At 64.5% G+C, this 18,294-nt stretch carries 25 protein-coding genes; 22 read left to right on the top strand and 3 right to left on the bottom strand.

The window, feature by feature from the left end; translation table 11 throughout:
- Positions 1-264 precede the first annotated feature (264 nt).
- Genes AC731_RS18010 through murA form a run of 10 tightly spaced genes read left to right on the top strand, consistent with a single transcriptional unit; the run spans position 265 to position 7,415 of the window.
- The gene (locus AC731_RS18010; protein ID WP_048708257.1) at positions 265-1,116 is read left to right on the top strand and encodes an ABC transporter ATP-binding protein; all 852 of its coding nucleotides are present in this window, start codon (positions 265-267) and stop codon (positions 1,114-1,116) included.
- A complete protein-coding gene (mlaE, locus tag AC731_RS18015; RefSeq protein WP_048708259.1) occupies positions 1,113-1,916 on the top strand; it encodes a lipid asymmetry maintenance ABC transporter permease subunit MlaE in 804 nt (267 codons plus the stop codon). The genes AC731_RS18010 and mlaE overlap by 4 nt, the downstream gene beginning before the upstream one ends.
- Entirely contained in the window at positions 1,916-2,383 is a 468-nt protein-coding gene (gene mlaD / locus AC731_RS18020; RefSeq protein ID WP_004253980.1) for an outer membrane lipid asymmetry maintenance protein MlaD, read from the top strand. Before mlaE ends, mlaD begins: the two co-directional genes overlap by 1 nt.
- A 31-nt stretch (positions 2,384-2,414) precedes the next feature.
- Entirely contained in the window at positions 2,415-3,257 is an 843-nt protein-coding gene (locus AC731_RS18025) for an MlaA family lipoprotein (protein ID WP_048708261.1), read from the top strand.
- 1 nt (position 3,258) lies between these two features.
- On the top strand, positions 3,259-3,891 hold the full coding sequence (locus AC731_RS18030; protein ID WP_004253984.1) for an MlaC/ttg2D family ABC transporter substrate-binding protein: 633 nt from the start codon (positions 3,259-3,261) through the stop codon (positions 3,889-3,891).
- Positions 3,888-4,175, top strand: coding sequence for an STAS domain-containing protein (locus tag AC731_RS18035; protein WP_048708264.1), 288 nt, complete (start codon positions 3,888-3,890; stop codon positions 4,173-4,175). The genes AC731_RS18030 and AC731_RS18035 overlap by 4 nt, the downstream gene beginning before the upstream one ends.
- Positions 4,172-5,068, top strand: a complete 897-nt coding sequence (locus AC731_RS18040) for an ABC transporter ATP-binding protein (protein ID WP_048708265.1) — start codon at positions 4,172-4,174, stop codon at positions 5,066-5,068. The genes AC731_RS18035 and AC731_RS18040 overlap by 4 nt, the downstream gene beginning before the upstream one ends.
- Before the next feature lie 46 nt (positions 5,069-5,114).
- The gene (locus AC731_RS18045) at positions 5,115-5,888 is read left to right on the top strand and encodes an ABC transporter permease (RefSeq protein ID WP_004253990.1); all 774 of its coding nucleotides are present in this window, start codon (positions 5,115-5,117) and stop codon (positions 5,886-5,888) included.
- 11 nt (positions 5,889-5,899) lie between these two features.
- Positions 5,900-6,157, top strand: a complete 258-nt coding sequence (locus AC731_RS18050; protein ID WP_004253992.1) for a BolA family protein — start codon at positions 5,900-5,902, stop codon at positions 6,155-6,157.
- A 7-nt stretch (positions 6,158-6,164) separates the two neighbouring features.
- Complete coding sequence (murA, locus tag AC731_RS18055; RefSeq protein WP_048708267.1) at positions 6,165-7,415, top strand: UDP-N-acetylglucosamine 1-carboxyvinyltransferase; 1,251 nt, start codon at positions 6,165-6,167, stop codon at positions 7,413-7,415.
- Between the two features lie 179 nt (positions 7,416-7,594).
- Here the strand turns inward: murA and rnk are convergent, their stop codons facing one another.
- Complete coding sequence (gene rnk / locus AC731_RS18060) at positions 7,595-8,002, bottom strand: nucleoside diphosphate kinase regulator (RefSeq protein WP_004253996.1); 408 nt, start codon at positions 8,000-8,002, stop codon at positions 7,595-7,597.
- Between the two features lie 152 nt (positions 8,003-8,154).
- On the opposite strand from rnk, the gene hisG reads away from it, so the two are divergent.
- Positions 8,155-8,799 carry an ATP phosphoribosyltransferase gene (hisG, locus tag AC731_RS18065; protein ID WP_004253998.1) on the top strand — a complete coding sequence of 215 codons (645 nt, stop codon included), beginning with the start codon at positions 8,155-8,157 and terminating at the stop codon, positions 8,797-8,799.
- Positions 8,800-8,809: 10 nt separating this feature from the next.
- Positions 8,810-10,117, top strand: a complete 1,308-nt coding sequence (gene hisD, locus AC731_RS18070; RefSeq protein WP_048708269.1) for a histidinol dehydrogenase — start codon at positions 8,810-8,812, stop codon at positions 10,115-10,117.
- A 176-nt stretch (positions 10,118-10,293) separates the two neighbouring features.
- Here the strand turns inward: hisD and hisC are convergent, their stop codons facing one another.
- Positions 10,294-11,367, bottom strand: a complete 1,074-nt coding sequence (gene hisC / locus AC731_RS18075) for a histidinol-phosphate transaminase (RefSeq protein WP_048708271.1) — start codon at positions 11,365-11,367, stop codon at positions 10,294-10,296.
- A 158-nt stretch (positions 11,368-11,525) separates the two neighbouring features.
- On the opposite strand from hisC, the gene hisB reads away from it, so the two are divergent.
- From hisB to tatC, 10 genes are all read left to right on the top strand, one after another.
- On the top strand, positions 11,526-12,113 hold the full coding sequence (hisB, locus tag AC731_RS18080; RefSeq protein WP_004254005.1) for an imidazoleglycerol-phosphate dehydratase HisB: 588 nt from the start codon (positions 11,526-11,528) through the stop codon (positions 12,111-12,113).
- Positions 12,114-12,174: 61 nt separating this feature from the next.
- On the top strand, positions 12,175-12,813 hold the full coding sequence (gene hisH, locus AC731_RS18085) for an imidazole glycerol phosphate synthase subunit HisH (RefSeq protein ID WP_004254015.1): 639 nt from the start codon (positions 12,175-12,177) through the stop codon (positions 12,811-12,813).
- Between the two features lie 44 nt (positions 12,814-12,857).
- Positions 12,858-13,607, top strand: coding sequence for a 1-(5-phosphoribosyl)-5-[(5-phosphoribosylamino)methylideneamino]imidazole-4-carboxamide isomerase (gene hisA / locus AC731_RS18090; RefSeq protein ID WP_004254018.1), 750 nt, complete (start codon positions 12,858-12,860; stop codon positions 13,605-13,607).
- A gap of 22 nt (positions 13,608-13,629) precedes the next feature.
- Positions 13,630-14,388 carry an imidazole glycerol phosphate synthase subunit HisF gene (gene hisF / locus AC731_RS18095; protein WP_004254021.1) on the top strand — a complete coding sequence of 253 codons (759 nt, stop codon included), beginning with the start codon at positions 13,630-13,632 and terminating at the stop codon, positions 14,386-14,388.
- Positions 14,385-14,780, top strand: coding sequence for a phosphoribosyl-AMP cyclohydrolase (hisI, locus tag AC731_RS18100; protein ID WP_048708272.1), 396 nt, complete (start codon positions 14,385-14,387; stop codon positions 14,778-14,780). The genes hisF and hisI overlap by 4 nt, the downstream gene beginning before the upstream one ends.
- Positions 14,777-15,115, top strand: coding sequence for a phosphoribosyl-ATP diphosphatase (locus AC731_RS18105; RefSeq protein WP_004254026.1), 339 nt, complete (start codon positions 14,777-14,779; stop codon positions 15,113-15,115). The genes hisI and AC731_RS18105 overlap by 4 nt, the downstream gene beginning before the upstream one ends.
- Positions 15,112-15,459, top strand: a complete 348-nt coding sequence (locus AC731_RS18110; RefSeq protein ID WP_048708273.1) for a histidine triad nucleotide-binding protein — start codon at positions 15,112-15,114, stop codon at positions 15,457-15,459. Before AC731_RS18105 ends, AC731_RS18110 begins: the two co-directional genes overlap by 4 nt.
- Positions 15,460-15,469: 10 nt before the next feature.
- On the top strand, positions 15,470-15,700 hold the full coding sequence (gene tatA / locus AC731_RS18115; protein WP_004254039.1) for a Sec-independent protein translocase subunit TatA: 231 nt from the start codon (positions 15,470-15,472) through the stop codon (positions 15,698-15,700).
- Positions 15,701-15,796: 96 nt separating this feature from the next.
- Complete coding sequence (tatB, locus tag AC731_RS18120) at positions 15,797-16,258, top strand: Sec-independent protein translocase protein TatB (protein ID WP_004254043.1); 462 nt, start codon at positions 15,797-15,799, stop codon at positions 16,256-16,258.
- The gene (tatC, locus tag AC731_RS18125) at positions 16,255-17,070 is read left to right on the top strand and encodes a twin-arginine translocase subunit TatC (RefSeq protein ID WP_004254044.1); all 816 of its coding nucleotides are present in this window, start codon (positions 16,255-16,257) and stop codon (positions 17,068-17,070) included. The genes tatB and tatC overlap by 4 nt, the downstream gene beginning before the upstream one ends.
- A gap of 21 nt (positions 17,071-17,091) precedes the next feature.
- Here tatC and AC731_RS18130 read toward each other — a convergent pair whose 3' ends face one another.
- Positions 17,092-18,252, bottom strand: a complete 1,161-nt coding sequence (locus tag AC731_RS18130; protein WP_004254047.1) for a Do family serine endopeptidase — start codon at positions 18,250-18,252, stop codon at positions 17,092-17,094.
- Positions 18,253-18,294: the final 42 nt, after the last annotated feature.

Genomic DNA, 18,294 nt, shown 5'->3' on the forward strand with positions numbered 1-18,294 from the left:
GTCAGATGTCCGCCTGGCGTCGGTGCGGGCGGCAGCGTCGTGCAGGCGCCGCCAGCGAGTCCGACGCAAAGGGCGTACAGGGCGAGTCGAGCGGCGTGCTGGTGTGCGGGCATGTGCGAATGCTAAATGCATTTCAAGAGAAATGAAATATGCATTTAGAGTTGCGCGTCGGTCTGTCGGGCGATGCGATGTGAGTGCTTCCGTGCAATAGTTGGCTGTTGCGTTGCAGCACCGCGCCGGGAGCGATCTTTCTCCTCTGTTAGAATGCGCGGTTCGAATCCAGCTGCAGGGCCTCTTGTGATCACAGCCGAGCACGGCGCTCCCCTCGTTTCCCTTCGCGACGTCCGCTTCGCCTACGGTGAGCGGTCGGTGCTGCGTGGTATCGACCTGAGCGTGCATCGTGGCCAGGTCGTGGCGATCATGGGCGGCAGCGGTTGTGGCAAGACCACGCTGCTGCGCCTGATTGGCGGGCAGCTCAAGGCGAGCTCGGGTGTGGTCGAGGTCGATGGGCGCGACGTGGGCAAGATGGGGCGTTCCGACCTCTACGCAATGCGTCGCCGGATGGGCATGCTGTTTCAGTTCGGTGCGCTATTCACCGACATCAGTGTGTTCGACAACGTGGCCTTTCCGTTGCGTGAGCACACCAACCTGCCGCCGTCGATGATCTCCGACCTGGTGTTGATGAAGCTGCAGGCGGTGGGTTTGCGCGGCGCGGCCTCGTTGCGCCCGGGTGAGCTGTCGGGCGGCATGGCGCGTCGGGTCGCGCTTGCCCGTGCGGTGGCGCTGGACCCGATGCTGATCCTCTACGACGAGCCCTTTGCCGGGCTGGACCCCATTTCGCTCGGTATCGTCGGGCAGTTGATCCGGCGCCTGAACGACGCGCTTGGCGCCAGTTCGGTCATGGTCACGCACGACGTGCATGAGTCGCTCGAGATCGTGGACTACATCTACTTCGTTTCCGAGGGGCGCATCGTCGCGCAGGGTACGCCCGACGAGATCCGGGCCTCGTCCGATCCCTTCGTACATCAGTTCGTCAATGCGGAGGCCGATGGACCCGTGCCTTTCCATTACCCGGCGCCGCCGATCGACAGTCTGCTGCAGGGAGTGCGTCCATGAACGCCTTTTTCGGCGGCATCGTTGGCGGGCTGCGTCACATCGGCAAGCTGACCATCGACGGCGTCTGGCGCCTGGGGTTCATCACCCGCTTCCTGTTCGCCCTGCTGCTGGCGTCGGGCCAGTCGGTGCGCCGCATTCACCTGACGATTCGCGAGCTTTACTTCAGCGGCGTCCTGTCGCTGCTGATCATCATCGTCTCGGGCCTCTTCGTCGGGCTGGTGCTCGGCCTGCAGGGCTACGACATCCTGCAGCGCTATGGTTCGGCCGACGCCGTTGGCGTGATGGTGGCCTTGTCCCTGTTGCGCGAGCTCGGTCCGGTGATTGCCGCCCTGCTGTTCGCCAGCCGCGCGGGCTCGGCCATCACTGCCGAAATCGGCCTCATGAAAGCGACAGAGCAACTGAAGGCGATGGACATGATGGCGGTCAATCCGATCGCACGCGTGGTCGCGCCGCGCTTCTGGGGCGGCGTGTTGTCGATGCCGCTTCTCGCCGCGCTGTTCTCGGCGATGGGAATCTTCGGAGGCTGGCTGATCACGGTGGTGGTCATCGGCGTTGATGACGGCGCCTTCTGGTCGCAGATGCAGGCAGCGGTTGAATTCGAATACGACGTGATGAACGGTGTGATCAAGTCCTTCGTATTCGGCGCCGTGGTGTCGCTCATCGCCGTGTTCGAGGGCTACGACTGCGAGCCCACGGCGGAAGGCGTTTCGCGCGCCATCACGCGTACTGTCGTCACGTCGGCGCTGGCCATCCTCGCGCTCGATTTCGTGCTCACCTCTTTCATGTTCCGGGGTCAATGATGAGTCGTACCGCGCTCGACCTGTGGGTCGGCATTTTCGTCGCCATCGGCTTTGCCGCGCTGGTGTTCCTGGCGATGAAGGTTGGCAATTTTTCGGGTCTCGATGGCCGTGAGACCTATCGCATCGAGGCGCCGTTCGACAATATCGGCGGCCTGAAGGTCAGAGCGCCGGTCAAGAGTGCCGGCGTGCTGGTCGGCCGCGTGCAGTCGATCCGCTTCGATACCGAGACCTATCGCGCGGTCGTGCAGATGGAGATCGACAAGCGCTTTGAATTCCCGGCCGATACCTCGGCATCGATCCTGACTTCGGGGCTGCTCGGCGAACAGTACATCGGGCTCGATGCCGGTGCCGACATCGAGCCACTGAAGGACGGCGACCGCGTGCTCATCACGCAGTCGGCCGTCGTCCTCGAGAAGCTGATCGGCCAGTTCCTGTTCGACAAGGCAGCCGAGCCGGCTGCCCAGTAAGGCTTGCGGGCCTGCCGTGGAGAAAACAACGATGAATGCAGTGGCGAAACTTTCGCGCAAACCCCTTGCCGTGGCGGCCCTGTCGGTCAGCGTACTGTCCGGCTGTGCCACGACCGCCAACCCGGATGATCCGCTCGAGGGGTACAACCGGGCCATGTTCAGCTTCAACGAGCAGCTCGACAAGGTGGTCGTGAAGCCTGCGGCGCAGGCCTACGAGTTCGTGTTGCCGCAGTTCGTGCGCACCGGCGTGGGCAACTTCATCGGCAACCTCGAGGATCCGTGGATCGGCCTCAACAGCCTGATGCAGGGCAAGGGTGCGGACGGAATGTCCGACCTGATGCGTTTCTTTGTGAACTCCACCTTCGGCCTGCTGGGTGTGCTCGATGTCGCCACCGAAATGGGCTTGCCGAAGCACGACGAGGACCTTGGGCAGACGTTGGGGCGCTGGGGTGTGGGTGAAGGCGCCTATATCGTGCTGCCCCTGTTCGGTTCGCGCACCGTGCGCGACGCCGTCGCGCTGCCTGCCGACCGGGCGGGCCAGAGTCCGCTCAATATCGATCACGTGCCCACGCGTAACAGTTACACCGCGCTGCGCATCACGCATGTCCGCTCCACCTTCCTCGGTGCCGAGAAGACCGTGGACGAGGCCACCATCGACAAGTACGCCTACACGCGCGACTTCTACCTTGAACAACGTCGTTACAAGGTTTCCGACGGCAATGTGACGCGTGAGTACGAGAATTTCGACGCGCGCAGGGCGCCCGAGTTGGGCGAGGAGCTCGACATGGCTGCGACCGCAGCCGTCGAGCGATTGGAACTGAACCGCATGGGTGGCGACAAACTGGCTGATTCAAGCATCCGAACCGGTAACTGACATGACTTTCAAGAGACTGATTGCACTTGCCTTTTTTATGCTTGCCGGGCTGCTGCCGGCCGCGCAGGCGTCGGCGCAGCAGGCGCCCGATGCGCTGGTGCGTGATGTGACCAACGAGGTGCTCGAGATCGTGCGCGCCGACAAGGCGATCCAGGCGGGCGACGTGCATCGTGTCATCGAGCTGGTCGACGCCAAGGTGCTGCCGCACTTCGACTTCCGGCGCATGACCATGCTGGCCGTCGGCCGCGACTGGCGCGATGCTTCGCCTGCGCAGCAGGCGCGCCTGACCGAGGCTTTTCGCACCTTGCTCGTGCGCACCTACTCCAATGCGCTGACCCAGTACCGCGACCAGACCATCGACTTCAAGCCCACGCGCTTCGCCGCGACGGACAAGCGGGTGCAGGTTCGTACCGAGGTACGTCAGAGCGGCGCCCAGCCGATCGGCATCGATTACATGCTCGAGAAGTCCGATGCGGGTTGGAAAGTGTTCGACGTCATCGTCGCGGGGGTCAGCCTGGTCACGAACTACCGCAGCAGCTTCACGCAGGAGATCCGCAGCGGTGGCGTTGACGGCCTGATCAAGTCGCTCGAGGACAAGAATCGATCGCTCGAGGCGGAGCAGCAGCGTTCATGAGCGATGTGACGAAGGTGTTCGCGCCGCAGGGCGCGCTCACCATGCTGAGCGCGGCGGCGGTGCTGGAGGAGGGGCGGCGCCTTGCGGCCGAGGCGCCGTTGGCCGTCGATTTCGCTGCGGTGACGGCGGCCGACTCGGCAGCGCTCGCGCTCATCCTCGACTGGCTGCGTGCTGCACGTGCAGCCGGCCAGCGTGTCGTGCTGCGCAACCTGCCCGCGGCGCTGATCAGTCTCGCGGCGCTCTACGACATCGACACGCTCCTGCCCCTGGAGCCGAAGGCATGACGATACCGGCCATTCGCGTCAGTGCCGTCACCAAGCAGTATGGTTCGCTGAGGGCGCTGGGTGGCGTCGACCTCGAGATTGCGCAGGGCGAGTTCTTCGGCCTCCTTGGCCCGAACGGCGCGGGCAAGACCACGCTGATCTCCGCGCTTGCCGGTCTGGTTCGGCCCGACAGCGGCTCGCTCGAGATCATGGGGCACGACGTGGCGGGTGATTACCGCAACGCCCGCCGCAATCTCGGCGTGGTGCCGCAGGAACTGGTGTTCGATCCCTTCTTCTCGGTGCGCGAGTTGTTGCGCATCCAGTCAGGCTATTTCGGTATCCGTGGCAATGACGACTGGATCGACGAGATTCTCGCCAGCCTCGACCTGACGCACAAGGCCAGCGCCAACATGCGCACCCTGTCGGGCGGCATGAAGCGTCGCGTGCTGGTGGCGCAGGCCCTGGTCCACCGGCCGCCGGTCATCGTGCTGGACGAGCCTACGGCGGGTGTCGACGTCGAGTTGCGCCAGGGGCTTTGGCAGTTCGTGCGCAAGCTCAATCGCGACGGTCACACCATCGTGCTGACGACGCATTACCTCGAGGAAGCCGAAGCCTTGTGCGGCCGCATCGCCATGCTCAAGGCAGGCAAGGTCGTTGCGCTGGATACCACCGGCAACCTGCTGCGCCGCTTCGCCACCCACAGCCTGCGCGTGCGTGTCGATAACCTCGATGCGGCGCTTGCGCTCGGTGGCCTGGCGGCTGAGGACGGCTGGGTGGAGTTCGGCTTCGACAGTTATGGCGAGGTCGAGAGCCGGCTCGCAAGCTTGCGTGAATCGGGTGCCGGTTTGCGCGAAATGCAGCTGGGAGAGCCCGATCTCGAGCGAGTGTTCGTGGAGGTCATGCATCGTGCCTGAGACGCACAAGTCCGCGCCCGGCAGGCCGGCGCCCCGTATCGAGCCGATGCCGGTCGATTCGCCGCTGACCGGTTTTCGCACCCTCTTGTACAAGGAGGTGCTGCGTTTCTGGAAGGTCAGCTTCCAGACCGTCGCGGCGCCGGTGCTCAATGCCCTGCTGTTCCTGCTGATCTTCTCGCATGTGCTCGACCGCCATGTCACCGTCTACGGCGACGTGGCCTACACCAGTTTCCTGGTGCCGGGCCTGGTCATGATGTCGGTGCTGCAGAATGCGTTTGCCAACAGCTCGTCGTCGCTGATCCAGAGCAAGATCACCGGCAACATCATCTTTGTGCTGCTGCCGCCGCTGTCCTATCGTGAGTTTTATGCGGCCTATGTGGTTGCCTCGACCCTGCGCGGGCTCTTCGTCGGCGCTGGCGTGCTGCTGGTGGCGATGCCCTTCGTGGACCTGAGCATCGCCAAGCCGTTGTGGGTGCTGACGTTCGCAGTGATGGGCGGCGTGATCCTGGGATCGTTTGGTGTGATTGCGGGCATCTGGGCGGACAAGTTCGATCAGCTCGCCGCGTTCCAGAATTTCCTGATCATGCCGCTGACCATGCTGTCGGGTGTTTTCTACTCCATCCACTCGCTGCCGCAGGTCTGGCAGGACGTGTCGCATTTCAACCCGTTCTTCTTCATGATCGACGGGTTCCGCTACGGTTTCTTCGGCCAATCCGACACCTCGCCCTGGCTCTCGCTCGGGGTTGTGTCGTTGTGTTTCGTGTCGCTCGCTGCGCTGACCCTCGCGATGCTCGCGCGGGGCTACAAGCTGCGGGCGTAAAAGGATGAATCATGTTTGAAGCAAGTGAGATCAAGCGTCTGATCGAGCAGGGTCTGCCCTGCGAATTTGTTGCCATCGAGGGGGAGGACGGTGTGCATTTCACCGGCGTCGTCGTCAGTGCCACCTTCGAGGGCAAGCCGCGCGTGCGCCAGCACCAGGCGGTGTATGCCACGCTCGGCCGCCTGATGGGCAACGAGATCCACGCGCTGCAGTTGCAGACCTTCACGCCCGCGCAGTGGGAAGAGGGTCGCGGCGAACTGGGGATGTGAGCGTTTCATGGATAAATTGCTGATCGAAGGCGGCGCCCGACTGTCGGGCGAAGTCGCCATTTCCGGCGCCAAGAACGCTGCGTTGCCCATCCTGTGCGCAGCCTTGCTGACGGCTGAACCGGTGACCTTCACCAATGTGCCGCAACTGAAGGACATCGGCACCTTGCTGGCGCTGCTCGGTCAGATGGGCGTCAAGGTCGAGCGTGCGGACGATACCGTCACGCTGGATGCATCGGGGTTGAACAACCCGGTCGCGCCCTATGAGATGGTCAAGACGATGCGCGCCTCCATTCTGGTGCTAGGCCCGCTTGTGGCGCGCTGCGGCGAGGCGCGGGTGTCGCTTCCCGGTGGCTGCGCGATCGGAGCGCGACCTGTGGATCAGCACATCAAGGGCCTGCAGGCAATGGGTGCAGAGGTTCGCGTCGAGCATGGCTATGTGCATGCCACCGTGCCACGCCTGAAGGGCGCACGCCTGTTCACCGACATGGTGACGGTGACCGGTACGGAGAACCTGATGATGGCCGCTGTCCTCGCCGATGGCGAGACGGTGATCGAGAATGCCGCGCGCGAGCCGGAGGTGGTCGATCTGGCCAACTGCCTGGTGGCGATGGGCGCGCAGATCTCCGGTGCCGGCAGCGACGTGATTCGCATCCGCGGTGTCGAGCGCCTGCATGGCGCGACCCACCGCATCATGCCCGACCGCATCGAGACCGGCACCTACCTGTGTGCCGCGGCCGTCACGGGTGGTTCGGTACGCCTGACCGGCACTTCGTCCTGCTATCTCGACGCGGTGATCGACAAGCTGATGGATGCCGGCTGCGAGGTGGTGTCCGAGCGCGACGCGATCAGCCTGTCGGCGCCTGCGCGGCTCAATGCCGTCAGCCTGCGCACCGCGCCTTACCCGGCCTTCCCGACAGACATGCAGGCGCAGTTCATGGCGATCAACTGCGTGGCCAATGGCGTGGCAATGATCCGCGAGACCATCTTCGAAAACCGCTTCATGCATGCGGTCGAACTGCAGCGCCTGGGCGCCGACATCCGCATCGATGGCAACACGGCGGTGGTGCAGGGGGTTGCGAGACTGGAAGGGGCGACGGTGATGGCGACCGACCTGCGTGCTTCGGCGAGCCTGGTCGTGGCCGGCCTGGTGGCCGAAGGCGAAACGACGATCGAGCGCATCTATCACCTCGATCGCGGCTACGAACGCCTGGAGGACAAGCTCGCTGCGCTCGGCGCCAAGGTCAGGCGTCTGACGTGAAAGCCGGGCGCCCTGTGCGGTGCCTGGTCTGAAGTGCGAAGACGCGGGTGGTGGCGGGTGCACGCAACCGCCGCTGCCACCTCTGCTGAAGAGCCCGATCGTCGGGATCGTCCGCTGCGGTACGGGACCTCAGCGTCGGGCTGCGATGCGGCGTGCGTTTGCTCCAGCCCGGCTCAGGCTCAGAGTTCGAACTGGCCGTTCGCCTCAGGTTGCCAGGTGACCTCGATCACTTTGAGACGGATTGACTTCCCGTCCATGCCTCCCCAGTCGATCGACTGGCCTGCCGAGAGACCCAGCAGGGCGCTGCCCGCGGGCGAGAAGATCGACACCCGATGAGCTTCGGCGTTGGCGTCCTTGGGATAGGCCAGCGTCAATTCGTATTCACGGCCCGTGCCTTCCTCGACGAAGCGGGCACGGCTGTTCATCGTGATGACGTCGGCCGGCATGTCCTCGGGCTCGCGCACGTCGGCGCGCTCGAGTTCCTCGCGCAGGCCGTCGAGGTCGCCGCGGCTGCGGAAGGCGGGGAGGGTGAGCAGGCCCTCGAGGCGCTCGAGGTCGCTGCTGGAGACGATGATCGACGGTTTCATGGTGCGGGTTTCCTGCTTGAGGTGCACGCCGACGCTGCGGCGAAACAAAAGAAAAGGCCGAACCGCCACCTGCGGTTCAGCCAGATAGGCCGAAGGTTAACAGAAGCAGCGCCGGGTTACAATGATGGCTCACTCAGCTCAAGGCTTTTCACGTGTCCAGCATCACGCTTGCCCTGTCCAAGGGGCGCATCTTCGAAGAGACGCTGCCGTTGCTCGCTGCCGCGGGCATCGTGCCTACCGACAACCCCGAGACCTCGCGCAAACTGATCATCAGTACCAACCGGCCCGACGTGCGCCTGGTCATCGTGCGTGCCAGCGACACGCCGACCTACGTGCAATACGGTGCGGCCGACCTCGGCATAGCCGGCCGGGATGTGCTCGTCGAGCATGGTGGCGCCGGCCTGTACCAGCCGCTGGACCTCGAGATCGCGAAGTGCCGCCTTTGTGTTGCGGTGCAGAAAGGCTTTGATTACGCCGCTGCGACGCGACCGGGCGGACGCATCCGCGTTGCCACCAAGTACATCAGCGCGGCCAAGGCGCACTTCGCCGGCAAGGGCATGCATGTGGATCTGATCAAGCTCTACGGCTCCATGGAACTGGCGCCCCTGGTCGGGCTGGCCGATGCCATCGTCGACCTGGTGTCGACCGGAGGCACGCTGCGTGCGAACAATCTGGAAGAGGTCGAGGAAATCATGCCGATCAGCTCGCGTCTGATCGTCAATCAGGCCTCGCTCAAGCTCAAGCGCGAACTGCTGCAGCCGGTGCTCGACGCCTTTGCCGGTGCGGTCAAACCGTAAGGATTTTTTCATGAGCCAGACGCCCATCCGCCGCCTCGATGCGCGCGAACCCGAATTCCTTTCCACTCTGGATGCGTTGCTTGCCTTCGAGTCCGAGGCGGACGAGCGCATCGATACCGCGGTGACCGAAATTCTTCGCGCGGTGCGCACCACAGGCGACGCCGCCGTGGTCGAGTTCACCCGCCGCTTCGACGGTCTGGATGTGCATTCGATGGGTGCGCTGGAACTGCCCAAAGCCGAGCTTCACTCTGCGCTCGACAGCCTGTCGTCGGAGCAGCGCGAGGCGCTGACCATCGCCGCGGACCGTGTGCGTGTCTACCACGAGCGGCAGAAGGGCGAGTCCTGGGAGTTCACCGAGGCCGATGGCACGCGGCTAGGGCAGAAGGTCACGCCGCTCGATCGCGTCGGACTCTATGTGCCGGGCGGACGCGCCTCGTATCCCAGTTCGGTGCTGATGAACGCCATCCCGGCCAAGGTCGCCGGCGTCGGCGAGTTGATCATGGTCGTGCCGACGCCGCGCGGCGAGAAGAATCCCCTGGTGCTGGCGGCCGCGGCAATCACGGGTGTCGACCGCGTGTTCACCATCGGCGGTGCGCAGGCGGTTGCAGCACTTGCCCATGGCACGCAGACCATTCCGCAGGTGGACAAGATCGTCGGTCCCGGCAACGCCTACGTCGCCGAGGCCAAGCGCCGTGTGTTCGGCACTGTCGGCATCGACATGGTCGCCGGCCCGTCGGAAGTGCTGATCATCTCCGACGGCTCCGGGCATGCCGACTGGGTTGCGATGGATCTCTTCGCTCAGGCCGAGCACGACGAGCTGGCTCAATCCATCCTGCTGTGCACCGACGCGGGCTTCATCGACGCGGTGCATGCGGCGATCGACCGCCTGCTGCCGACCATGCCGCGCCGCGAGACCATCGCCAAATCGCTCGCCAACCGCGGGGCCCTGATCCATGTCGACAGCCTCGAGCAAGCCTGCGCGCTCGCCAACCGCATCGCGCCCGAGCACCTCGAGTTGTCGCTGGATGATGCCGAATTCTGGATCGACCACATTCGCCATGCCGGCGCGATCTTTGTTGGCCATTGGGCAGTGGAAGCGCTGGGTGACTATTGCGCCGGCCCCAACCACGTGCTGCCGACCATGCGCAGCGCGCGCTTCTCGTCGCCCCTGGGCACCTACGACTTCCAGAAGCGCACCAGCATCGTGAATATCTCGCAAGCCGGTGCTCAGCACCTCGGCAAGGTCGCTTCGATCCTCGCGCACGGCGAGGGCTTGCAGGCCCACGCCCGCTCCGCCGAGATGCGGCTGAAGGTCTGAAGTCGACGGGCTCGACGCCCGCGTGGCGATGAGCCGGGTGTGAATGGGGTATCCGTGGCGCCGGCGAGGACTGTCTGAGCCGAGCGCAGCGAAGGCGAGTTCCGCAGCCGGCAGAACGGATACACCAGGCACGTCCGGCGGGTTGGAGCCAAGCCGCCGAGACGCGCCGAGGTGTCTCAGCGGCCGAGAATGTCCTTCAGTGCCCCGACCAGAATGCCGCACTGCTCGTCGGTGCCGATCGTGATCCGCATGAACTGATCGATCCGCGCCGCCTTGAAGTGGCGCACGATGATCGCGCGCTTGCGCAACTCGGCAGTCAGCTCGGCCCCATCGCGCTGCGGATGGCGGGCGAAGATGAAGTTTGCTGCCGAGGGCAGCACCTCGAAGCCCAGCGCCCGCATGTCGGCCACCAGCTTCTCGCGCGTCGCGATGACCTTGCGGCAACTCTCCTGGAAGAACGCCTCGTCCTCGACCGACGCCACCGCGCCCGCAATCGCCAGCCGGTCGAGCGGGTAGGAATTGAAGCTGTTCTTGACCCGCTCCAGCGCCTCGATCAGGTCCGCATGCCCCGCGGCAAAACCGACCCGCAGGCCCGCGAGCGAGCGGCTCTTCGAGAAGGTATGCACCACGAGCAGGTTCGGATACCTGTCGATCAGGCCGATCGCGCTCTCGCCGCCAAAGTCCACATAGGCCTCGTCCACCAGCACCACCGCGTCCGGGTTGCCGGCAACGATGCGCTCGACCGCCTCCAGCGGCAGCAGGCGGCCGGTCGGCGCGTTGGGGTTCGGGAAAATGATCGCGCCCGGGCGTTCGCCTCCTTGCGGAAGATAGTCATCGACCCGGATCGAGAAGTCCTCCGCCAGCGGAATCATGCGGTGTGCGATGTCGTACAGCCCGCAGTAGACCGGGTAGAAGCTGTAGCTGATGTCGGGGAACCACAGGGGACGATCCTGTTTGAGCAGCGCCATGAATGCGTGCGCGAGCACCTCGTCGGAGCCGTTGCCAACGAAGATCTGTTTTGGCTGCAGGCCGTGGCGCCTGGCGAGCGCGGCCTTGAGGGCGTCCGCATTCGGGTCGGGATAGAGGCGCAGGGAATCACCCGTCGCCGCGCGGATCGCCTCGAGCGCCTTGGGCGAGGGGCCATAGGGGTGCTCGTTGGTGTTGAGCTTGACCAGGTTGTCGAGCTTGGGCTGTTCGCCCGGGACGTAGGGGGTCAGGCCGTGTACGACGGCGCTCCAGAAGCGGCTCATGGTTTCGTCTGCAAAAGGAAGGCGAGCAGGGGATCGGGTGGCAGGTCGGCAACGCAATGGCGTGGCGCTGGTCTACGCCAGAGTCCGTGCGTTGCAGTCAATTTGCCGGGCGATGTTATCATGCCCGGCACCTGTCACCCTGGAGCCATCAGCCAGTCATGCGGCAAGCCGAAGTCACTCGCAATACCCTCGAGACGAAGATCTCAGTGCGCATCAATCTCGATGGCACGGGCAAGGGCAAGCTCGATACGGGCGTTCCCTTTTTCGACCACATGCTCGATCAGATCGTCCGCCATGGCCTGATCGACCTCGACATTCACTGCGAGGGCGACACGCATATCGACGACCATCACACCGTCGAGGATGTCGGCATTGCGCTGGGCCAGGCCTTTGCCAAGGCAATCGGCGACAAGAAGGGCCTGCGCCGTTACGGTCATGCCTATGTGCCGCTGGACGAGGCACTGTCGCGCGTGGTGGTGGATTTTTCCGGTCGGCCGGGGCTGCATTACTTCGTCGCCTACACGCGGGCCCGCATCGGCAATTTCGATGTCGACCTGGCGCGCGAGTTCTTTCAGGGTTTCGTCAATCACGCCGGTGTCACGCTCCACATCGACAACCTGCGCGGTGAAAATGCGCATCATCAGTGCGAGACGGTGTTCAAGGCATTCGCACGCGCGCTGCGCATGGCTGCCGAGGCCGACGAGCGCGCAGCCGGGACCATCCCCTCCACGAAGGGCGCGCTCTGAGCGACTTTTCCTCGCGGCCGTATTCGACGGCCGCCCTCCTGTTCGATAGCGAGTCAAGCCGATGACCACCGTGGCCATCATCGATTACGGCATGGGCAACCTGCGCTCGGTCGCCAAGGCGATCGAGCATGTGGCACCCGGCCACGACGTCTTCATCACCTCCGAGCCGGCGCGCGTTGCGGCCGCGGAGCGGGTCGTGTTCCCCGGTCAGGGCGCCATGCCCGACTGCATGCGCGAACTCGATGCACGTGGCCTGCGTCAAGCTGTTGTGGATGCTGCTGCGGGCAAGCCCTTTCTGGGTATCTGCATCGGCCAGCAGATGCTGTTCGAGCACAGTGCCGAAGGCGACGTCCCCGGATTGGGTATTCTGTCCGGCGATGTCGTACGCTTTCCCGAGGCGAAGATGCGGGCGGCCGATGGCGGCCGGCTGAAGGTGCCGCACATGGGCTGGAACGAGGTCTGGCAGCGGGGTGCGCACCCGATGTGGGACGGCATCCCGGACGGTGAACGCTTTTACTTCGTGCACAGCTATTTCGTCGCGCCGGCCGATCCGGCGCTGACCGCGGCCGAGACCGATTATGGCGTTCGCTTTACCAGTGCGGTAGCGCGGGCTAATATCTTCGCGGCCCAGTTCCACCCCGAAAAGAGCGCGGCTGCCGGACTCCGGCTGCTGGCCAACTTCATCCGCTGGCAGCCCTGAGCGCTGCCGCCCCACATTCCCGTTCCACTACTTCAGATACCGGTATGCTGCTCATTCCCGCCATCGACCTCAAGGACGGTCAGTGTGTTCGCCTCAAGCAAGGCGAAATGGAGGACGCCACGGTGTTTTCCGAAGATCCCGGTGCCATGGCGCGCCACTGGATCGACGCTGGCGCCCGTCGCCTGCACCTGGTGGACCTGAACGGCGCCTTCGCCGGAAAGCCCAAGAACGGCGCTGCGATCCGCGCGATCACCGACGTGGTCGGCGACGACATCCCGGTGCAGTTGGGTGGGGGCATCCGCGACCTCGACACCATCGAGCATTACCTGGACAACGGCATCAGCTACGTGATCATCGGCACTGCCGCGGTGAAGAATCCGGGCTTCCTGCATGACGCCTGTGGCGCCTTCCCCGGGCACATCATCGTGGGCCTCGATGCCAAGGACGGGAAGGTCGCGGTCGATGGCTGGTCCAAACTCACCGGCCACGACGTCGTCGATCTGGCGAAGAAGTTCGAGGACTACGGCGTCGAGTCGGTGATCTACACCGATATCGGGCGCGACGGCATGCTGTCCGGCGTGAACATCGAAGCCACGGTACGCCTGGCGCGCGCGCTGCGCATCCCGGTCATCGCCAGTGGCGGCATCACCGACCTGCGCGACATCGACGCGCTCTGCGCAGTCGAGGACGAGGGCGTGATGGGGGCAATCACCGGGCGCGCCATCTACGAGGGTACGCTCGATTTCGCCGCGGCCCAGGCTCGTGCCGACGAACTCAACGGGGTGTCCGAATGACCCTCGCCGCCGAGCGCTGCTGATGCTGGCCAAACGTATCATTCCCTGCCTGGATGTGAGTGCCGGGCGCGTCGTCAAGGGTGTCAATTTCGTCGAGTTGCGGGACGCGGGCGACCCGGTCGAGATCGCCCGCCGCTACGACGAGCAGGGCGCAGACGAACTGACCTTCCTCGACATCACGGCGAGTTCCGACGATCGCGACATCATCCTGCATGTCGTCGAGCAGGTCGCCGAGCAGGTGTTCATCCCCCTCACCGTGGGTGGCGGCGTGCGGGTGGTCGACGACGTGCGCAGGCTGCTGAATGCCGGCGCGGACAAGGTCAGCATGAACACTGCGGCGGTCAATAACCCGCAACTGGTGCACGATGCCTCGAGCAAGGTTGGCAGCCAATGCATCGTCGTGGCGATCGACGCCAAGCAGACGGCACCGGGTAAGTGGGAGGTGTTCACCCATGGCGGTCGCAAGAACACCGGTCTCGATGCCATCGACTGGGCACGCAAGGTTGAATCGCTGGGTGCAGGCGAGATCCTGCTGACGAGCATGGATCGCGACGGCACCAAGAGCGGCTTCGATCTCGCGCTGACGCGCGCGGTTTCGGACGCCGTGCGCATTCCGGTCATCGCCAGTGGTGGTGTCGGTACCCTCGAGCATCTGGCCGAGGGCGTCTCCGAGGGGCGTGCGGACGCGGTGCTGGCGGCAAGCATCTTCCATTTCGGGCAGCACACGGTGCGTGAGGCCAAGGAGTTGATGCGCGCGCGCGGCATCGAGGTGAGACTGTGAGCGAAGACACGCGCTGGCTGAACGAGGTCAAGTGGGACGAGCATGGCCTGGTGCCGGTGATCGCGCAGGAGGCGTCGAGTGGCGATGTGCTGATGTTCGCGTGGATGAACCGCGAGGCGCTGCAGCGCACCGCCGAGACGGGCGAAGCCATCTACTGGTCACGTTCGCGGCGTAAGCTTTGGCACAAGGGCGAGGAGTCCGGCCATGTGCAAAAGGTGCTCGACATCCGCATCGACTGCGACAACGACGTGGTCTTGCTCAAGATCGAGCAGGTGGGCGGCATCGCCTGCCATACCGGGCGCCACAGCTGCTTCTTCCAGAAGTATTTCGACGATGGCCGCTGGGAGGCCGTCGAACCGGTTTTGAAAGACCCGCAGGAGATCTACAAGTGATCGATATCGAAGTGCTGCGTCGCGTGTCCGATACACTGGTCGCGCGCAAGAAGGCCGACCCCGATTCTTCCTATGTCTCCAGCCTGTACGCCAAGGGTACCGACACCATCTGCAAGAAGGTGGCGGAAGAGGCCGCCGAGACGATCATGGCCGCCAAGGACAAGGACATGCTGCACCTGGTCTGGGAGGTCACGGACCTGTGGTTCCACTCGATGGTGCTGTTGGCGCATCACGGGCTGTCGGTCGAGGACGTGCTGGCCGAGTTCCGCCGCCGCGAGGGCGTGTCGGGCATCGACGAGAAGAAATCGCGTACGGCACAGCAGGCGGACTCATGAGCGACTGCATCTTTTGTCGCATCGTCCGCGGCGAGATCCCGTCGAAGAAGGTCTACGAAGACGAGCATGTCTTCGCCTTCCATGACATCAATCCGGTTGCGCCGGTGCACGTGCTGGTGGTCCCGAAGGTGCATGTCGACTCGATGGCGCACCTCGATGAGGAACACGAGGCGGCCATGGGGCGTCTCATGGTTGCAGCGGGCAGGATCGCGCGCGAGCAGGGTTGTACGGATGGCTTCCGGACCATCGTGAATACCGGAAGGGTTGGGTTGCAGGAGGTGTATCATCTGCACCTTCACATTGTGGGTGGCCCCAATCCCCTGCCGCCCATGTTGAAGCGTTAAGGAGAGCGGTATGGGTTCATTCAGCATCTGGCACTGGCTGATCGTTCTGGTCATCGTCCTGCTGGTGTTCGGAACGAAGAAGCTGCGCAACATCGGTTCGGACCTCGGTGGTGCAGTCAAGGGTTTCAAGGACGGCATGAAGGAAGGCGAGAATGCCGCCGATGCCTCCCAGCAGAAGATTGCGGGCGGTCAGACGATCGAGGGTGAGGCGCGGGAGAAGGTCGACAAGACCGCTTCCTGAGCTTCGCGTCTCGAAGTAGGAGGGGCGCCCTGACTGGAGCGCCCCTTCGTTTTCGTGCGGCATGCTGCGGCGTGACCGCATCTCAAGCGGCAGAACATGTTCGACTTCGGCTTTTCGGAACTCATCGTCATCGGCGTGGTGATGCTCGTCGTGGTCGGCCCCGAGCGGCTGCCCAAGGTCGCACGCACGGCCGGTCATCTCCTCGGGCGCGTCCAGCGCTATGTGTCCGACGTGAAGTCGGACATCCAGCGCGAAATGCAGCTCGAAGAACTGAAGAAGCTGCAGGAACAGGTCAAGCAGCAGGCGCAGGAGCTCGAGTCGTCGGTGCGCGCGGGAGCGGCCGGTGTCGAGTCCGAGGTGAATCGCACGGCAAGCGAGGTTCGCTCGATGCTGCCCGACGCGCCGGCGTCGGCGGCCGGTGCGGTAGCCGCGTCGCAGCTGCTCGGGCAGACGGCGTCCGCGCCGGCTGGGCCGGCCGATGCACAACTCGAACTCGGACTCGATCCGGCAGCCGGTCAGGCTGCTGCGGCAGGGGCGGCTGACAAGACCAAGGCATGAGCACTCAACAGGAAACCTTCATCTCCCACCTGGTCGAGCTGCGCGATCGCCTGATCCGTGCATTGTTGGTCGTGGTGGTTGTCTTCGTCTGCCTGATGCCCTGGGCGGGAGACATTTACGACATCCTCGCCAAGCCGATGATGGACACCTTGCCCGAAGGCACGCACATGATCGCCACGGGCGTCGTGACGCCCTTCTTCGTGCCGGTGAAGGTCACCATGATGGTCGCCTTCGTGCTGGCGCTGCCCTGGGTGCTCTTTCAGGCCTGGGCCTTCATCGCCCCAGGCCTGTATGCACACGAGAAGCGCATGGCGCTCCCGCTGGTCGCGGGTAGTACACTGCTCTTCATCATCGGCATGGCCTTCTGCTACTTCTTCGTGTTCGGCATGGTATTCAAGTTCATCGCCGAATTCGCGCCGAAGAGCATCGTGCCAGCGCCGGATATCGAGCAATACCTGTCCTTCGTGATGTCGATGTTCATCGCTTTCGGCGTGACCTTCGAGGTGCCGGTGGCGGTCATCCTGCTCGTCAAGGCGGGCATCGTCGATGTCGCCAAGCTCAAGGAGGTTCGTCCCTACGTCATCGTCGGTGCGTTCGTGATTGCAGCGATCGTGACGCCGCCAGACGTGATCTCGCAACTCATGCTCGCAATCCCGATGTGTCTGCTGTACGAACTGGGCATCATCCTGGCGGGCTGGATGTCGAAGCCTGTGCCTGCTGCGGCCGAAAGCGCCTACGTCGCGCCGTCCATCGAGGACATGGACCGCGAACTCGACCGGATCGAAGCCAGCGAGCGTAGCGACAAGGGTTGATCGCGCTGCCCGGGAAAGGGCTCAGCGGCTGGGTGCCGGCGTTGGGCGTCGGCCCACTTCCACTGTCAGTTCAACCTCACGATCGCCGCGGCGCACGAGGAAGCTTGCGCGGCGTCCCGGCGGCAGGGCTGCCACCAGATCCAGCATGGCCTTGGGGTCGCGCACGGTTTCGCCGCCGACGGCGATCAGCACGTCGCCCGGCTTGATGCCGGCGCGGTCTGCCGGGCTGGCGCGCAGCACGCCTGCAATCAGCGCGCCGCGGGTGTCGGCAAGGCCGAACGATTCTGCCAGTTCCGGCGTGATGTCCTGAATTTCCACCCCGACCCAGCCACGCGTGACCTCGCCGGTGGCGACGATCTGCTCGAGCACGTTGCGCGCGATCGACACGGGAATGGCGAAGCCGATGCCGAGCGAGCCGCCCGAGCGCGAATAGATGGCCGTATTGATCCCCACCAGGTTGCCGCCGTTGTCGACGAGGGCGCCGCCCGAGTTGCCCGGGTTGATTGCCGCGTCGGTCTGGATGTAATTCTCGAACGTGTTGATTCCGAGCTGGCTGCGACCAAGCGCCGAGACGATGCCCATCGTGACGGTCTGGCCAACGCCGAAGGGGTTGCCGATCGCCAGGACGACGTCGCCGACGCTCAGCGCATCGCTCGCTGCAAGCGTGATCACCGGCAATTGGCCATCGGTGTCGATCTTGAGCACCGCGAGGTCGGTCTCCGGGTCGCGTCCGATCAGCCGAGCGCCGAACTTGCGCCCGTCGTTGAGCGCGATCTCGATCTGGTCGGCCGTCTCGATGACGTGGTTGTTGGTGATGATGTAGCCGTCCGGGCTCACGATCACGCCTGATCCCAGCCCGGACTGGCGCTGGCTGGGGCCGTTGTTCGGCCGCTCGCCGAAGAAGTGCCGGAACACCGGATCGTCGAGTAGCGGGTGGCCCGGGGCGACGCCGGCCTTGCTGGTGAAAATGTGCACGACCGCCGGCATCGAGCGCTGCGCTGCCGCCGCATAGGAGCCTGCTGCGGGAGGTCGTTCTCCGTCTGCGCTCGGGGCTTCGAGGATGGCCACTACCGATGCGGGTGCCGTGTCGCGGAGCCACTCGGGTTTGAGTGTACTCAGGACGAAGAGCCCCGCGACGCTGATGGTCACGGCCTGGGCGAAGATGAGCCACAGACGGCGCATAATGATGAACTCGAATGGCTGAGGGTGTCCGGGCCTCCGTCG

The organism is Thauera humireducens (assembly GCF_001051995.2).
Taxonomy (GTDB): Bacteria; Pseudomonadota; Gammaproteobacteria; order Burkholderiales; family Rhodocyclaceae; genus Thauera; species Thauera humireducens.

Bases quoted from the DNA above. Each gene is read 5' to 3' on its own strand.
- AC731_RS18010 (WP_048708257.1), top strand. From the start codon at position 265: ATGCGCGGTTCGAATCCAGCTGCAGGGCCTCTTGTGATCACAGCCGAG.
- mlaE (WP_048708259.1), top strand. From the start codon at position 1,113: ATGAACGCCTTTTTCGGCGGCATCGTTGGCGGGCTGCGTCACATCGGC.
- mlaD (WP_004253980.1), top strand. From the start codon at position 1,916: ATGAGTCGTACCGCGCTCGACCTGTGGGTCGGCATTTTCGTCGCCATC.
- AC731_RS18025 (WP_048708261.1), top strand. From the start codon at position 2,415: ATGAATGCAGTGGCGAAACTTTCGCGCAAACCCCTTGCCGTGGCGGCC.
- AC731_RS18030 (WP_004253984.1), top strand. From the start codon at position 3,259: ATGACTTTCAAGAGACTGATTGCACTTGCCTTTTTTATGCTTGCCGGG.
- AC731_RS18035 (WP_048708264.1), top strand. From the start codon at position 3,888: ATGAGCGATGTGACGAAGGTGTTCGCGCCGCAGGGCGCGCTCACCATG.
- AC731_RS18040 (WP_048708265.1), top strand. From the start codon at position 4,172: ATGACGATACCGGCCATTCGCGTCAGTGCCGTCACCAAGCAGTATGGT.
- AC731_RS18045 (WP_004253990.1), top strand. From the start codon at position 5,115: ATGCCGGTCGATTCGCCGCTGACCGGTTTTCGCACCCTCTTGTACAAG.
- AC731_RS18050 (WP_004253992.1), top strand. From the start codon at position 5,900: ATGTTTGAAGCAAGTGAGATCAAGCGTCTGATCGAGCAGGGTCTGCCC.
- murA (WP_048708267.1), top strand. From the start codon at position 6,165: ATGGATAAATTGCTGATCGAAGGCGGCGCCCGACTGTCGGGCGAAGTC.
- rnk (WP_004253996.1), bottom strand. From the start codon at position 8,002: ATGAAACCGTCGATCATCGTCTCCAGCAGCGACCTCGAGCGCCTCGAG.
- hisD (WP_048708269.1), top strand. From the start codon at position 8,810: ATGAGCCAGACGCCCATCCGCCGCCTCGATGCGCGCGAACCCGAATTC.
- hisC (WP_048708271.1), bottom strand. From the start codon at position 11,367: ATGAGCCGCTTCTGGAGCGCCGTCGTACACGGCCTGACCCCCTACGTC.
- hisB (WP_004254005.1), top strand. From the start codon at position 11,526: ATGCGGCAAGCCGAAGTCACTCGCAATACCCTCGAGACGAAGATCTCA.
- hisH (WP_004254015.1), top strand. From the start codon at position 12,175: ATGACCACCGTGGCCATCATCGATTACGGCATGGGCAACCTGCGCTCG.
- hisA (WP_004254018.1), top strand. From the start codon at position 12,858: ATGCTGCTCATTCCCGCCATCGACCTCAAGGACGGTCAGTGTGTTCGC.
- hisF (WP_004254021.1), top strand. From the start codon at position 13,630: ATGCTGGCCAAACGTATCATTCCCTGCCTGGATGTGAGTGCCGGGCGC.
- AC731_RS18110 (WP_048708273.1), top strand. From the start codon at position 15,112: ATGAGCGACTGCATCTTTTGTCGCATCGTCCGCGGCGAGATCCCGTCG.
- tatA (WP_004254039.1), top strand. From the start codon at position 15,470: ATGGGTTCATTCAGCATCTGGCACTGGCTGATCGTTCTGGTCATCGTC.
- tatB (WP_004254043.1), top strand. From the start codon at position 15,797: ATGTTCGACTTCGGCTTTTCGGAACTCATCGTCATCGGCGTGGTGATG.
- tatC (WP_004254044.1), top strand. From the start codon at position 16,255: ATGAGCACTCAACAGGAAACCTTCATCTCCCACCTGGTCGAGCTGCGC.
- AC731_RS18130 (WP_004254047.1), bottom strand. From the start codon at position 18,252: ATGCGCCGTCTGTGGCTCATCTTCGCCCAGGCCGTGACCATCAGCGTC.